The organism is Vibrio sp. RE86 (assembly GCF_013114545.1).
In the GTDB taxonomy this organism is placed as follows: Bacteria; Pseudomonadota; Gammaproteobacteria; order Enterobacterales; family Vibrionaceae; genus Vibrio.
The window spans coordinates 70,539-84,714 of the sequence record NZ_VTXI01000020.1; the positions used below are offsets into that span (position 1 = coordinate 70,539).

A 14,176-nucleotide genomic window follows, 5' to 3' on the forward strand; every position below is an offset into this window, starting at 1 on the left:
AAACTAAATAGTTAGAGGATTAACGATGGCTACAGGTAAGATCGTACAGATCATCGGTGCAGTAGTCGACGTAGAGTTCCCACAGAGTGACGTACCAAGTGTATACGACGCTCTAAACGTAACGGACTCAAAAGAGCGTCTAGTTCTTGAAGTTCAACAACAGCTAGGCGGTGGCGTAGTTCGTTGTATCGTAATGGGTAGCTCTGATGGTTTACGTCGTGGAGTTGAAGTAGTAAATACAGGCGCTCCAATTTCAGTACCAGTAGGTACTAAGACCCTTGGTCGTATCATGAACGTTCTTGGTGATGCGATTGATGAGTGTGGTGAAATCGGTGCGGAAGAGACTTACTCTATCCACCGTGAAGCACCAAGCTACGAAGATCAATCAAACGAGATTGCACTTCTAGAAACGGGCGTTAAAGTAATCGACCTAGTTTGTCCATTCGCTAAGGGTGGTAAAATCGGTCTATTCGGTGGTGCAGGTGTAGGTAAGACCGTTAACATGATGGAACTTATCAACAACATCGCACTTCAACACTCGGGCCTATCAGTATTCGCTGGTGTAGGTGAGCGTACTCGTGAAGGTAACGATTTCTACTTTGAGATGCAGGAAGCAGGCGTTGTTAACGTTGAAAACCCTGAAGAATCTAAAGTAGCGATGGTTTACGGTCAGATGAACGAGCCACCAGGTAACCGTCTACGTGTTGCACTGACTGGTCTAACAATGGCAGAGCGTTTCCGTGACGAAGGTCGTGACGTTCTACTGTTCGTTGATAACATCTACCGTTACACACTTGCAGGTACAGAGGTATCAGCACTGCTAGGTCGTATGCCTTCAGCGGTAGGTTACCAGCCAACTCTTGCAGAAGAGATGGGTGTGCTTCAGGAGCGTATCACGTCAACTAAGTCTGGTTCTATCACGTCTGTACAGGCGGTATACGTACCTGCGGATGACTTGACCGACCCGTCTCCAGCAACAACGTTCGCGCACTTGGATGCAACGGTTGTACTTAACCGTAACATCGCAGCAATGGGTCTATACCCTGCGATCGACCCACTAGATTCAACATCTCGTATGCTTGATCCACTAGTAGTTGGTCAAGAACACTACGACATCGCTCGTGGCGTTCAGCAGACACTTCAGCGCTACAAAGAGCTGAAAGATATCATTGCTATCCTAGGTATGGACGAGCTATCTGAAGAAGATAAGCAAGTTGTATCTCGTGCACGTAAGATTGAGCGTTTCCTAACTCAGCCTTACCACGTAGCAGAAGTATTTACTGGCGACCCAGGTGTTTACGTACCTCTTAAAGAGACTCTACGTGGCTTCAAAGGTCTACTAGCTGGTGATTACGATGACATTCCAGAGCAAGCTTTCATGTACTGTGGTGCAATTGAAGATGCTATCGAGAATGCGAAGAAGCTATAAGGCTAACTAGGAGGCGATATGGCAGCAATAACCTTTCACCTAGACGTAGTTAGTGCAGAGAAGAAAATCTTTTCTGGCCTAGTTGAAACGTTTCAGGTGACCGGTAGCGAAGGTGAGCTTGGTATTTACCACGGCCACACTCCGCTGCTAACCGCTATCACGCCTGGTATGGTGCGTCTTGTTAAGCAGCACGGCCACGAGGAATTTATTTATGTTTCTGGTGGTATGGTAGAAGTTCAGCCTGGTACAGCGACTGTACTGGCTGATACAGCTATCCGTGGTGAAGAACTGGATGCAGCTAAGGCAGAAGAAGCTAAGCGTCGTGCTCAAGAAGCAATTCAAAACCAGCACGGTGATATGGACTTCGCTCAAGCGGCTAGTGAACTGGCTAAAGCCATTGCTCAGCTACGAGTTATCGAGCTGACACAACAACGTCGTTAATTTTCAGCGTTGTTTTAAAAGTGATAAAGGCGACCGAGAGGTCGCCTTTTTGCTTATTTTTTATTAGAAATTTTTCTTGATCAATTAACTAATCATTAATTAGTGTCTAGAATACCTCTCAGTTTTAATACAACGTCTAATAGGTAACCTAATGAAATTTAGCGCGGTCATTCTCGCGGCGGGCAAAGGGACTCGCATGTATTCGAATAAGCCAAAGGTGCTTCATACACTAGCAGGCAAGCCAATGGCTAAGCATGTGATTGATACGTGTGAAAGCTTGGGCGCGCAAAACGTTCATTTGGTATACGGCCACGGTGGCGATCAGATGCAAGCTGAACTTGCGAAAGAGAACGTTAACTGGGTACTGCAAGCGGATCAGTTGGGTACAGGCCATGCCGTTGATCAAGCTTCTCCTCAGTTTCAAGATGATGAGAAGATCTTAGTATTGTACGGTGATGTCCCTTTGATCTCTGAAGAGACGATTGAAAGCTTACTTGATGCACAACCAACAGGCGGTATTGCACTGCTTACTGTTGTTTTAGATAACCCAACGGGTTATGGCCGTATTGTGCGTAAGAATGGTCCGGTAGTGGCGATCGTTGAGCAGAAAGATGCGACGGAAGAGCAGAAGCTGATTAAAGAGATCAACACTGGTGTAATGGTTGCAACAGGTGGTGATCTGAAGCGTTGGTTATCTGGATTGAATAACGAAAACGCACAAGGTGAATACTACCTAACAGACGTTATTGCAGCGGCACACGATGAAGGCCGTGCCGTTGAAGCGGTTCACCCAGTAAACCCTATTGAGGTTGAAGGTGTTAACGACCGTGCACAGCTTGCTCGCCTTGAACGAGCGTTCCAGTCTATGCAAGCACAGAAGCTGCTAGAGCAGGGCGTGATGCTACGCGATCCTGCACGCTTTGATCTACGTGGTGAGCTTCAATGTGGTATGGATTGTGAAATTGACGCAAACGTAATCATTGAAGGCAACGTTACCCTAGGTGATAACGTGACAATCGGTGCGGGCTGTGTGCTGAAAGATTGTGAAATCGATGATAACACCTTAGTTCGTCCATACAGCGTGATTGAAGGTGCGACGGTTGGTGAAGAGTGTACGGTTGGTCCATTCACTCGTCTACGTCCAGGCGCCGAGATGCGTAATGACTCTCACGTTGGTAACTTTGTTGAAGTGAAGAACGCACGTATTGGTGAAGGTTCGAAAGCAAACCATCTGACTTATCTTGGTGACGCTGAGATCGGCCAACGTACCAATATTGGTGCAGGCGTTATTACGTGTAACTATGATGGTGCGAATAAGTTCAAAACAACAATCGGTGATGATGTGTTTGTCGGCTCTGATTGCCAGTTAATCGCGCCAGTGACGATAGCTAATGGTGCAACCGTTGGTGCAGGTACAACGCTGACGAAAGATGTTGCGGAAGGTGAGTTAGTAATCACTCGCGCAAAAGAGCGCAAAGTCTCAGGTTGGCAGCGCCCAGCAAAACTGAAGTAACGTTATAAGTTTGAAAAACGCCTAACACTGTAGAGTGTTAGGCGTTTTTTATTGTCTATTCATCACTCACAACGCGAGAGTTATCCGGAGCACTGAAGTGTTGCGACAGTTGTTTGTTCGAAACTATGTAACCGAGCCAGAGGCCTGCCATGCATATCAATATCGCAATACCTGTCACCATTTGAGCTTGGCTCGCCAATGTCGCAACTAGAGCACTAGACAGGCTGCTGATACTGATCTGCAAACTGTTTTGCAGGCCGGCTGCTGTCGCTGGGCTTTTGTTAGCACTTGCTAGCGCTCTGTTAACTACGATCGGATAAAGCGCACCATTGGCCACTGCAATCAAACAAAATGGAGCCAGGATCGGCCAAATCGAGGTGAGCGTCCACTGAGAAGCAATGAAAATCAGCAGTGATGCTACGCTGAATAGTCCGATGATTTGACGTAGAACTTTTTCATCTCCAAAGCGTTTAACCGAAATTTTGCCTAAGTAACCACCTACCATAAAAGCGATAGTTTGAGGGATGAAGCTCAGCCCAATGTCTTTCGCGTCATACCCAAGTTGCGCCATGATTTCTGGCATACCAGTAAGGTAAGCAAAGAAAGCTGCGGAAGCCGTAGCGAACATTAGTACATTACCAAGGTAGGCTTTAGAATTGAGTAGCGCTGTAATATCACTGCCGATAGATGTCTCTTTTAACTCAACCTGGCCTTTCTCTTGTCCCATTGTTGCCACGACTAAGGCGAGTCCCATAATCGTCAAAGCAATAAAGATGCTGTACCAACCAAAGTTATCTGCGAGCAGTACACCAAGTTGCGGTGCTAGTGCTGGTGATAACGCCACAAGCGGCATAATGGTTGCGAAAATCTGCTGACTTTGGCTTGAATAGCGCTTAATGACCATAGCTTGCCAAATAACAGCAGGGGCACATACGCCAATCGCTTGAATAAAGCGCAATGTAAGTAGTTGCCATACCTGATCACTGAACGCTAAGCCGAAAGAGGCAAGGGTGAAGAGTGTAAGACCTGCTGCTAGCGTATTTCTGTGACCAAATTTGTCAGAGAGTAGACCCCAAGCAAGTTGGCCCACCGCCATGCCAACAAGGAATACCGTTAAAGACAGTGCAATTTGTTCTGGGCCAGTAGAGAAGTCTACTTCCATAGCTTTAAAAGCGGGCAAGTACATATCTGTCGCAATAAAGCCCAGCATTGAAAGCATAGCCAAATAAAAAAGTTGTAATTTGGAAATATTCATCTCAATTCCATTCAAATTAATTGATTGATGTTCATAAGCTGGCGCCAACCTTTTTATTAACCTGCGTAGTCTATTGATCGTAATTAATAAAATGAAACGCTAAAATTTGTAGTTATCAATCAAATTATTTGAAGGGTTATTGATGAGTGCGTTCTCTCAGTCTTCTTTAGAGCTTGTGGATACAGTGGCTCGACTAGGTAGTTTTACTGCTGCTGCCGATGTGTTGCATAAAGTTCCTTCAGCCATAAGTTACAATATTCGACAGATAGAGCAGGAGCTGGATGTGGTTTTGTTTAGGCGCCTTCCACGCCGAGTAGAACTGACGCCAGCTGGCGCTTTATTTGTTGAAGATGCTAGGCTCTTGCTGAGGCAAATGTCGGAAACAAAAGCACAGACTCGCCGCGCAGCCCAAGGTTGGCAGACAACGTTACGCCTCACTCTAGATAACGTCGTGAAGCTAGATCAGTTAAAGCCATTGATTGAAGAGTTCTATGTCACATTTCCCCATGCGGAGCTGCAGATCAACATGGAGGTGTTCAATGGATCATGGGAAGCCATCTCTCAAGGGCGTGCTGATATCGTGATTGGAGCGACATCAGCGATACCTGTTGGGGGAGATTTTGAAGTAAAAGACATGGGCATTCTGGATTGGGCATTTGTGATGGCGCCTGCTCATCCTTGTGTTAGACAGCAAGCGCTCGATGAGCAGTTTGTGAGTCAGTTTCCAGCTATTTGCCTTGACGATACCTCTAGTATTTTACCAAAGCGTCATACAGGTCATTATCCACAGCAACGACGTCTGTTACTACCGAACTGGTACAGCGCCATTGAGTGTTTAAAAAATGGTGTAGGCGTGGGCTATATGCCTCGACATATCGCTCAGCCCTTAATATTAGGGGGATTGCTGGTGGAGAAGGTTCTTCCAGAAGATAAGCCACTCAGTCAATGTTGTTTGGTATGGCATAAGGACGACAATCATAAAATGATCGAGTGGATGGTTGAGTATTTGGGGGATAGCTCTCAATTGTATCGAGATTGGCTTCAATGATATTGAACATTGAATGGCAAAAAGTAACCACTCTGTTATTATAATACATCATACTGTAATGGAGCTATGGTTACTATGTCTGTGGATAGGAAGTGGCAAATACTGCCAATCGTGACGCTATCGGTCATTATGATCGTGGGCTTATATTTCTTTTACATTACCCTTGAGCGCCTAATGCACAACTATGTGCATCAAAACACTGAGTCGGTTCTCTCTGATATTATCTATGAAATTAGAGAGGACGCGCCTGCATTTCATGATCAAAAGAACATCGATCGATATATTGATGATCTTACTCAGGCCGATGCGGGAGTTCGTATTCAGATTATCGATCCCCACGGGATCGTTGTTGGCGATACCGCTTTATCTGACCGAGCGTTAGTTGATGTAGAAAATCACTCATCAAGGCCCGAGTATCAACAAGCATGGGATACTGGTTCTGGTGAAGATATACGTTTTAGTCAGATACTATTAACCGATCTCTTTTTTCTCTCTAAGAAAGAGTACATTGATGGCCAAGATTACGTCGTTGTTCTATCGGTTCCTATGTACCATCTCAAGAAAATGACCCAACAATTGATGGGAATTTTGTTGGTCCTGGTTGTTATGAGTATCGGTTTTTTGCTTGGCACATCGATATACAGCCACAGAAAAATTGAGAAGCGTGTTCGGGAAGAGCAAGCAATGCAAGATAAACGGATCATGCAGCGAACGAATGAGATTGAGCTCATGCACCGTTTGGCTAATATGCTTGCCGCATGTGGCACTCTCACCGAAGCTCAAAAAATTGTAGAAGATATCTTGCCACGCATATTAGGGAAGATTAATGGTAGCGTGTCATTAATGCGTGCTTCCAGAAACCAACTGGTCACCCAGTTAGATTGGGGTGATGAATGGCCAGGTAATCGAAGCTTTGCTCCAGAAGAGTGTTGGTCATTACGTAAAGGTCGTGCGCATCAATCTAATGACGATTTTCATACGCTCACCTGCGACCACATGTCTAATCTTCCTAACAACCAAACTCTATGCATTCCGCTGACGGCTCATGGTAATACGATAGGAATACTTCACCTTTACTTCGGGGAGGGTGACATCAAGATCGATCCGATCACCAATCAATTAGCTTTCAGTGTTGCTGAGCACCTCGGATTAGCACTTGCCAACTTGAGCTTACAAGAGAAACTGCGCTCTCAGGCATTAAGCGATCCATTGACAGGCCTATTCAACCGAAGGTTCTTTGAGCAAAAGTTAGAGGAGTACTTGATGCGTTCAGCCTCATCGACGAAGCCTTTGTCTCTGTTGATGTTAGATCTCGATCATTTCAAGCGCTTCAACGATAACTTTGGTCATGATGCTGGTGACTTTGTCCTAAAAGAAGTGAGTGCTCTCTTACAACGTAGCGAAGGTGAGGAGGAGTTATCATGTCGTTTAGGAGGGGAGGAATTGGCAGTCTTGTTACCAGGCTATACGATGGAAGAGGCGGTAATCTATGCAACGAAGCTGTGTAAGTCAGTACGCAGCATGCACCTTGAGCATAAAGGTTTGTCCTTAGGGCAGCTTGGAGTCTCTATCGGAGTTGCTACTTATCCCGATCCAGCAATAAATGCGGAGTCATTGATTAAGCTAGCGGATCAGGCGCTATATCTAGCTAAAGAGACGGGTCGTAGTCGAGTCGTTGATTATGATGAGTATATGAGGATTAAGTCACCTTCATCCGAGGTTGTTGAACTAGAGGATAAAAAGCAACCAGCTTAGTTTAGTGTCAGAAAATGAAAAAGCGCCAATATATGTTGGCGCTTTTTAGTTTCTGCTTTTTTGAGGCTAGGGTCTTTCAAACACGGTTGCAATACCCTGACCTAAACCGATACACATGGTTGCCAGACCGTATTTCGCGTCTTTCGTTTCCATTAAATTGATCAGCGTCGTCGAGATACGGGACCCAGAACAGCCAAGCGGGTGACCTAGTGCAATCGCACCACCGTTAAGGTTGACCTTCTCATCCATAACATCAAGCAGGCCTAGGTCTTTGGCACATGGCAGAGACTGAGCGGCAAATGCTTCGTTTAGCTCAATAACATCCATATCTTCAATTGATACACCAGCGCGTTTCAGAGCTTTCTGGGTCGCAGGTACTGGTCCATAACCCATGATGGATGGATCGCAACCGGCGATCGCCATGCCTTTAATACGTGCGCGAATCTTCAAGCCAAGTTCATTGGCTTTCTCTTCACTCATGATCAACATTGCTGATGCACCATCAGACAGCGCCGAAGATGTACCGGCTGTTACTGTGCCGTTTGCTGGGTCGAACACAGGGCGAAGTTGCGACAGGCCTTCTACTGAAGTTTCAGGACGAATTACTTCATCATGATCTAGAGTAAATAGCGTACCGTCAGCCGCATGACCTTCGATTGGCAGAATTTCGTTTTTAAAACGACCTTCTACTGTTGCTGCGTGTGCTCTAGCGTGAGAGCGTGCAGCAAACTTGTCTTGTTGCTCACGGCTAATACCATGCAGCTTACCTAGCATTTCAGCGGTTAAGCCCATCATGCCAGCGGCCTTTGCGACTGTCTTTGACATACCTGGATGGAAGTCCACACCGTGGTTCATTGGTACGTGTCCCATGTGTTCAACACCACCAATTAGGCAGATTTCTGCGTCACCGGTCATGATAGCGCGTGTACCATCATGCAGTGCTTGCATCGATGAACCACACAGGCGGTTAACAGTAACAGCACCAATTTCAATCGGCAGACCCGCAAGCAGCGCAGCATTACGCGCAACGTTAAAACCTTGCTCTAGTGTTTGCTGCACACAGCCCCAGTAGATATCTTCAATCTCGCTTGGGTTAACTTGTGGATTACGCGCCAGGATTCCTTTCATTAAGCGCGCAGATAGATCTTCTGCTCGCGTATGACGGAAAGCACCACCTTTAGAGCGACCCATTGGAGTACGTAGACAATCGACTACGACAACATTTCTTGTTTGATTAGTCATTTTAGAATCCCTCCTTAGATAGAACCTTGCTGTTGTGCGCCGTAAAAGCTATCGCCTTTCTCCGCCATATCAATCAGCATTTGCGGTACTTGGTACATTGCACCGAGCTCTGAGTACTGTTGCGCCATTGCTACAAACTCAGCAATACCTACGCTATCTAGGTAACGGAATACACCGCCACGGAATGGAGGGAAGCCAAGGCCGTAAACTAGCGCCATATCTGCTTCTTGAGGTGTAGCAATGATACCCTCTTGCAGACACAACACGACTTCGTTGATCATTGGAATCATCATGCGTTGAATGATGGTTTGTTCGTCAAAGTCTTGCTTATCGGTACAAACGTCAGCCAGTACTGGCAAGATCTCTTCTGAGAAGGTCTTCTTAGGCTTACCTTTCCTATCGATGGTGTAACTGTAGAAACCATTGCCATTCTTCTGACCATATTTGTCGGCTTCAAAAAGGGCATCGATCGCATCACGTCCTTGTTTACCCATGCGCTCAGGGAAACCTTGTGCCATTACTGCTTGTGCATGGTGGGCAGTATCAATACCAACAACATCGAGCAAGTACGCAGGTCCCATCGGCCAGCCAAATTTACGCTCCATGATTTTGTCGATTTTCGTAAAGTCAGCGCCATCACGAAGTAGCATGCTGAAACCGCCAAAGTATGGGAATAATACTCGGTTTACAAAGAACCCTGGGCAGTCATTGACGACAATTGGTGATTTGCCCATTTTTGCTGCGTAGGCAACAACCCGATTGATGGTTTCATCTGAGGTGTGTTCGCCACGGATGATTTCAACAAGAGGCATACGATGCACTGGGTTGAAGAAGTGCATGCCACAGAAGTTTTCTGGGCGTTTTAGCGATTTTGCCAAAAGGTTGATTGGAATTGTTGAGGTGTTCGAGGTAATAATAGTGTCTTCACCCACATGCGATTCCACTTCACTCAGAACTGCCGCTTTTACTTTCGGGTTTTCTACTACGGCTTCAACAATCACGTCTGATTCTTCGATACCAGCGTAATGTAGGCTTGGAGTGATAGACGCTAAAATACCAGCCATCTTAAAGCCATCAATGCGACCGCGAGATAAGCGTTTGTTCAGCAGTTTGGATGCTTCTGTCATACCTAAATCAAGCGATGGCTGAGAGATGTCTTTCATCAATACCGGTACGCCTTTGAGTGCCGATTGGTAAGCAATACCGCCGCCCATGATACCCGCACCAAGCACAGCTGCACGACCAGTATCTTTGCTCGCCGATTTAGCCGCTTTCTTCGCAAGACCTTTGATGTATTGGTCATTCAAGAATAAACCGACGAGAGATTTCGCTTCTTCTGATTTAGCAAGCGTAACAAAGTGCTTACGTTCAACATCTAGAGCTTCATTACGAGCACAGCGAGCGCCTTGTTCAATGGTGATGACTGCTGTCATTGGAGCTGGGTAGTGAGGGCCTGCTTTTTGTGCAACTAAGCCTTTCGCCATCGTAAAGCTCATCATTGAGTCAAGCTTACTTAGCGTCAGTGGTGACGTTTTTTGCTTACGACGAGATTGCCAGTCTAGCTTCTCATTAATTGCCGACGTCAGTGTTTGAAGTGCTGATTCGTATAATGAATCGGTTTCAACAACCGCATCTAAAAGACCGATCTTTAATGCTTCATCGGCACGGCATGCTTTACCTTGGGTGATGACTTCCATAGCGCTATCGGCGCCAATAACACGCGGCAAACGTACACAGCCACCGAAGCCAGGCATAATGCCTAGTTTCGTTTCAGGAAGACCTATGCTGGTGGTTTTGTCACCAATGCGCATATCGGTAGCGAGTACACACTCACAACCGCCACCTAAGGTGTGACCTTTAAGTACCGAGATAGTCGGAACGGGTAAGTCTTCCAGTTTGTTGAATATGCTGTTTGCAAATTGCAACCACTGATCAAGCTCAGCGTCTGTTTTTGCGAAAAGACCTAAAAACTCAGTAATATCCGCGCCAACAATGAACGCGTCTTTATCTGATGTGAGCATCAATCCTTTCAGCCCTTGGTACGCTGTTAGGGCATCAAGAGCTTTGTCGAGAGACTCAAGTGTTGCTAGGTCGAGTTTGTTTACGGATTTTGGAGAGCAGAAGCTAAGCTCCGCAATACCTTCTTGTATTTCCTTTACCTGTAGGGTTTCGGCTTGGTAAATCATTGTCTATCTCCATGACATACAATCTTGGATTGTCTGTATACCGATTTGTTGCAGGCTAATGGCCATATAGGGCAGCAAATAGATATAGAGGAAAGTCGTTTTATTTATTGTTCTGGTTAGACCAGTGAAATTAGTTTGGACGTCGGATTGGTTAATTTCAATACATTTTTTAAACAAGTGTTTAACATTGTGCGCTGGGGCATATCTTAGGCAGCGATGAATTAGGACTCATGTTACACTTCTTCAATTGCCAGAACTCGTTGTCCAACCCATGAATGAACTGCCTTATTTGATTCCATCTGCGCCAACTCAATTTGAAGAAGAGATAAAGAAAAGTGTCTTTATCACTTATTTGTCGCATACGCCGAGTATTGAAGCGGCGAAAGCATTTGTAGAGTCGATAAAATCCAAGCATTCAGATGCAAGACACAACTGCTGGGGCTTTGTTGCCGGTAGGCCAGAAGATTCGATGAAGTGGGGTTTTAGTGATGATGGGGAGCCATCGGGGACGGCAGGTAAACCTATTCTCGCTCAGTTATCGGGCTCTGGGGTTGGAGAAATCACAGCTGTCGTCACGCGATATTCTGGCGGAATTAAACTTGGCACTGGCGGTTTGGTTAAGGCGTATGGCGGCGGTGTGCAACAAGCATTAAAGACGCTTCAAACAATTGAGAAAAAAATAACCACAAACCTATTACTGGAGTTAGACTATAGCTTTATGCCGATAGTCCAATCTCTGCTTCCTCAATTTGAAGCTCAAGAAGTGAATGCTGAGTACGGTGAGAAGGTCAAGATGGTCGTGGAGATAGAGTTACGTCAAGTGAGTGACTTTACTCAAACCATCATCAATAAAAGCGGTGCCAAGGTCGTCATTACCTCTTTGGACAAGTTATAAAGATAATCAGGAAGTCGGAAGCTACGCTTCAACACACATCAATCCATGCAATTTCGATCAATTATTCGCATCGTTGGGCTATTGCTAGCTCTATTCAGTATCTCTATGCTCGCTCCAGCGTTGGTCGCATTGATCTATCGGGATGGTGCAGGTGTTCCTTTCGTTACAACGTTCTTTGTTCTTCTATTTTGTGGTGCGGTCTGTTGGTTTCCCAATCGTAGGCATAAGCATGAATTAAAAGCGCGTGATGGATTCCTGATTGTTGTTCTATTTTGGACCGTACTAGGCAGTGCGGGCTCATTACCCTTTCTTATCGCTGACAATCCCAATGTCTCAGTGACTGATGCTTTTTTTGAATCCTTTTCTGCATTAACGACCACAGGCGCAACGGTTATCGTTGGGTTAGATGACCTACCTAAAGCTATTCTTTTCTATCGTCAGTTTCTGCAATGGTTTGGTGGCATGGGGATCATTGTTCTTGCTGTCGCCATATTACCTGTTCTGGGTATCGGTGGAATGCAGCTTTATCGAGCTGAAATACCGGGTCCAGTGAAAGACTCAAAAATGACGCCAAGAATTGCCGAAACGGCGAAAGCTCTTTGGTATATCTATTTAAGTCTCACTATCGCGTGTGCCAGTGCATTTTGGTTGGCAGGTATGTCACCTTTTGATGCGATCAGCCACAGTTTCTCGACAATAGCGATTGGGGGCTTCTCTACTCATGATGCCAGTATGGGGTATTTTGATAGCTACGCGATTAACCTCATCACTGTGGTCTTTCTGCTTATTTCAGCCTGTAACTATTCTCTGCACTTTGCTGCTTTTGCTTCAGGCGGGGTGCATCCTAAGTATTACTGGAAAGACCCAGAGTTTCGCGCTTTCTTCTTTATCCAAGCATTGCTTTTTGTAGTCTGCTTTTTAGTTCTACTCAATCACCACTCATACGGCTCTGTATATGATGCGTTTGACCAAGCGCTGTTCCAGACGGTTTCTATTTCAACAACGGCGGGCTTCACTACGACGGGGTTTTCTGAATGGCCACTGTTTTTACCCGTTTTATTGCTCTTCTCTTCGTTCATAGGTGGATGTGCTGGGTCTACTGGTGGCGGGATGAAGGTTATTCGTATTCTTCTATTAACCTTGCAAGGCGTTCGTGAACTTAAGCGACTTGTTCACCCACGTGCTGTCTACACCATCAAAGTTGGTGGTAGCGCTTTATCACAGCGAGTCGTTGATGCGGTTTGGGGATTCTTTTCCGCCTATGCGTTGGTGTTTGTCGTTTGTATGCTTGGTCTAATCGCCACTGGTATGGATGAGCTAAGTGCTTTCTCTGCTGTCGCGGCCACACTAAATAACTTGGGTCCAGGCTTAGGGGAAGTCGCTGTTCACTTCGGAGAGGTGAACGACAAAGCTAAATGGGTACTTATTGTATCTATGCTATTTGGTCGCTTAGAAATATTTACTCTATTAATTTTACTTACGCCGACGTTTTGGCGTAGTTAAGGATATATCGTGGCAAAAGCTCTACTTCTTTACTCGACGAGAGAAGGTCAAACGAAAAAGATTCTTCAATTTATCGAAAAGCGATTATCAGATTACGAGTGTGATTATATCGATCTACATAGTGTAGAGAGTGTCGACCTCAATCAGTATGACAAAGTATTGATAGGCGCATCGATTCGATACGGTCACCTTAATAAGAAACTGTACAAGTTTATTGAACGTAACCTAAATGCCCTTATTGAAAGTAAAGCCGCGTTTTTCTGCGTTAACTTAACTGCAAGAAAAGAAGACCAAGGTAAAGATACGCCTGAGGGAAGTGCATATATCAAAACGTTTCTTAAGAAGTCACCTTGGCAACCTGAACTGATAGGCGTATTTGCAGGGGCTCTTTATTACCCTCGCTACAGCTGGTTTGATAGAACTATGATTAAGTTCATCATGAATATGACAGGGGGCGAGACGGATACCACCAAAGAAATTGAGTACACCAATTGGGAAAAGGTTACGCTTTTTGCAGATAAGTTTAAAAACATGTAAAGAAAAGTACCTTTTATAGCCGCTTCAGTGTGCTTTTTAATCGAATGGTAAAAAAGTTCGAAAAAAGTAGAAAAAGGGGTTGCCAAGATTAATCTGATCTCTATAATGCCCCCTCGCTGACACGGGAACGCTTCGAAAGAAACGAGTAACGAGTTAGCAGGTCAAATAGCCAAGCGGAAACGCTTGAAAAAAGTTTGAAAAAAGTGGTTGACACTAAAACTTAACTCGCTAAAATGGCCGTCCGATTTGAGCGAAGCTCAAGCGGAAAGTTCTTTAACAATATAAACCTATCAATCTGTGTGGGCACTCGTTGATGATAATCCAATTAGATACTTCGGTATCAAATTAGGTTTCAATGAAACGAAGTGACCA

At 45.3% G+C, this 14,176-nt stretch carries 11 protein-coding genes; 8 read left to right on the top strand and 3 right to left on the bottom strand.

Annotation, left to right across the window (positions count from 1 at the left end; all coding sequences use genetic code 11):
- The first annotated feature begins 25 nt into the window (after positions 1-25).
- The 3 genes from atpD to glmU all read left to right on the top strand — a co-directional run bounded on the left by atpD (position 26) and on the right by glmU (position 3,383).
- On the top strand, positions 26-1,429 hold the full coding sequence (atpD, locus tag F0231_RS17030) for a F0F1 ATP synthase subunit beta (RefSeq protein ID WP_171760901.1): 1,404 nt from the start codon (positions 26-28) through the stop codon (positions 1,427-1,429).
- Positions 1,430-1,447: 18 nt separating this feature from the next.
- On the top strand, positions 1,448-1,870 hold the full coding sequence (locus tag F0231_RS17035) for a F0F1 ATP synthase subunit epsilon (protein WP_126575760.1): 423 nt from the start codon (positions 1,448-1,450) through the stop codon (positions 1,868-1,870).
- 151 nt (positions 1,871-2,021) lie between these two features.
- A complete protein-coding gene (gene glmU / locus F0231_RS17040; RefSeq protein WP_171760902.1) occupies positions 2,022-3,383 on the top strand; it encodes a bifunctional UDP-N-acetylglucosamine diphosphorylase/glucosamine-1-phosphate N-acetyltransferase GlmU in 1,362 nt (453 codons plus the stop codon).
- Positions 3,384-3,438: 55 nt separating this feature from the next.
- Here the strand turns inward: glmU and punC are convergent, their stop codons facing one another.
- Positions 3,439-4,638, bottom strand: coding sequence for a purine nucleoside transporter PunC (gene punC, locus F0231_RS17045; protein WP_171760903.1), 1,200 nt, complete (start codon positions 4,636-4,638; stop codon positions 3,439-3,441).
- Positions 4,639-4,780: 142 nt separating this feature from the next.
- Here punC and punR point away from each other — a divergent pair, with 142 nt between their 5' ends.
- Both punR and F0231_RS17055 read left to right on the top strand, forming a co-directional pair.
- Positions 4,781-5,686, top strand: coding sequence for a DNA-binding transcriptional activator PunR (punR, locus tag F0231_RS17050; protein ID WP_171760904.1), 906 nt, complete (start codon positions 4,781-4,783; stop codon positions 5,684-5,686).
- Positions 5,687-5,761: 75 nt separating this feature from the next.
- Complete coding sequence (locus tag F0231_RS17055; protein WP_253825822.1) at positions 5,762-7,441, top strand: diguanylate cyclase; 1,680 nt, start codon at positions 5,762-5,764, stop codon at positions 7,439-7,441.
- Positions 7,442-7,507: 66 nt separating this feature from the next.
- Here the strand turns inward: F0231_RS17055 and fadA are convergent, their stop codons facing one another.
- On the bottom strand, positions 7,508-8,683 hold the full coding sequence (fadA, locus tag F0231_RS17060) for an acetyl-CoA C-acyltransferase FadA (RefSeq protein WP_171760905.1): 1,176 nt from the start codon (positions 8,681-8,683) through the stop codon (positions 7,508-7,510).
- A 14-nt stretch (positions 8,684-8,697) separates the two neighbouring features.
- Positions 8,698-10,869: a fatty acid oxidation complex subunit alpha FadB gene (gene fadB / locus F0231_RS17065; protein WP_171760906.1), complete on the bottom strand. Its 2,172-nt coding sequence runs from the start codon at positions 10,867-10,869 to the stop codon at positions 8,698-8,700.
- Positions 10,870-11,140: 271 nt separating this feature from the next.
- Here fadB and F0231_RS17070 point away from each other — a divergent pair, with 271 nt between their 5' ends.
- The 3 genes from F0231_RS17070 to hemG are packed head-to-tail and all read left to right on the top strand — an operon-like array spanning position 11,141 to position 13,804.
- Positions 11,141-11,764 (top strand): YigZ family protein, encoded by a 624-nt coding sequence (locus tag F0231_RS17070; RefSeq protein ID WP_171760907.1) that lies wholly within the window; start codon positions 11,141-11,143, stop codon positions 11,762-11,764.
- Between the two features lie 45 nt (positions 11,765-11,809).
- Positions 11,810-13,267: a TrkH family potassium uptake protein gene (locus tag F0231_RS17075; RefSeq protein ID WP_171760908.1), complete on the top strand. Its 1,458-nt coding sequence runs from the start codon at positions 11,810-11,812 to the stop codon at positions 13,265-13,267.
- 9 nt (positions 13,268-13,276) lie between these two features.
- Entirely contained in the window at positions 13,277-13,804 is a 528-nt protein-coding gene (gene hemG / locus F0231_RS17080) for a menaquinone-dependent protoporphyrinogen IX dehydrogenase (RefSeq protein ID WP_171760909.1), read from the top strand.
- Positions 13,805-14,176: the final 372 nt, after the last annotated feature.

Bases quoted from the DNA above. Each gene is read 5' to 3' on its own strand.
- atpD (WP_171760901.1), top strand. From the start codon at position 26: ATGGCTACAGGTAAGATCGTACAGATCATCGGTGCAGTAGTCGACGTA.
- F0231_RS17035 (WP_126575760.1), top strand. From the start codon at position 1,448: ATGGCAGCAATAACCTTTCACCTAGACGTAGTTAGTGCAGAGAAGAAA.
- glmU (WP_171760902.1), top strand. From the start codon at position 2,022: ATGAAATTTAGCGCGGTCATTCTCGCGGCGGGCAAAGGGACTCGCATG.
- punC (WP_171760903.1), bottom strand. From the start codon at position 4,638: ATGAATATTTCCAAATTACAACTTTTTTATTTGGCTATGCTTTCAATG.
- punR (WP_171760904.1), top strand. From the start codon at position 4,781: ATGAGTGCGTTCTCTCAGTCTTCTTTAGAGCTTGTGGATACAGTGGCT.
- F0231_RS17055 (WP_253825822.1), top strand. From the start codon at position 5,762: ATGTCTGTGGATAGGAAGTGGCAAATACTGCCAATCGTGACGCTATCG.
- fadA (WP_171760905.1), bottom strand. From the start codon at position 8,683: ATGACTAATCAAACAAGAAATGTTGTCGTAGTCGATTGTCTACGTACT.
- fadB (WP_171760906.1), bottom strand. From the start codon at position 10,869: ATGATTTACCAAGCCGAAACCCTACAGGTAAAGGAAATACAAGAAGGT.
- F0231_RS17070 (WP_171760907.1), top strand. From the start codon at position 11,141: ATGAATGAACTGCCTTATTTGATTCCATCTGCGCCAACTCAATTTGAA.
- F0231_RS17075 (WP_171760908.1), top strand. From the start codon at position 11,810: ATGCAATTTCGATCAATTATTCGCATCGTTGGGCTATTGCTAGCTCTA.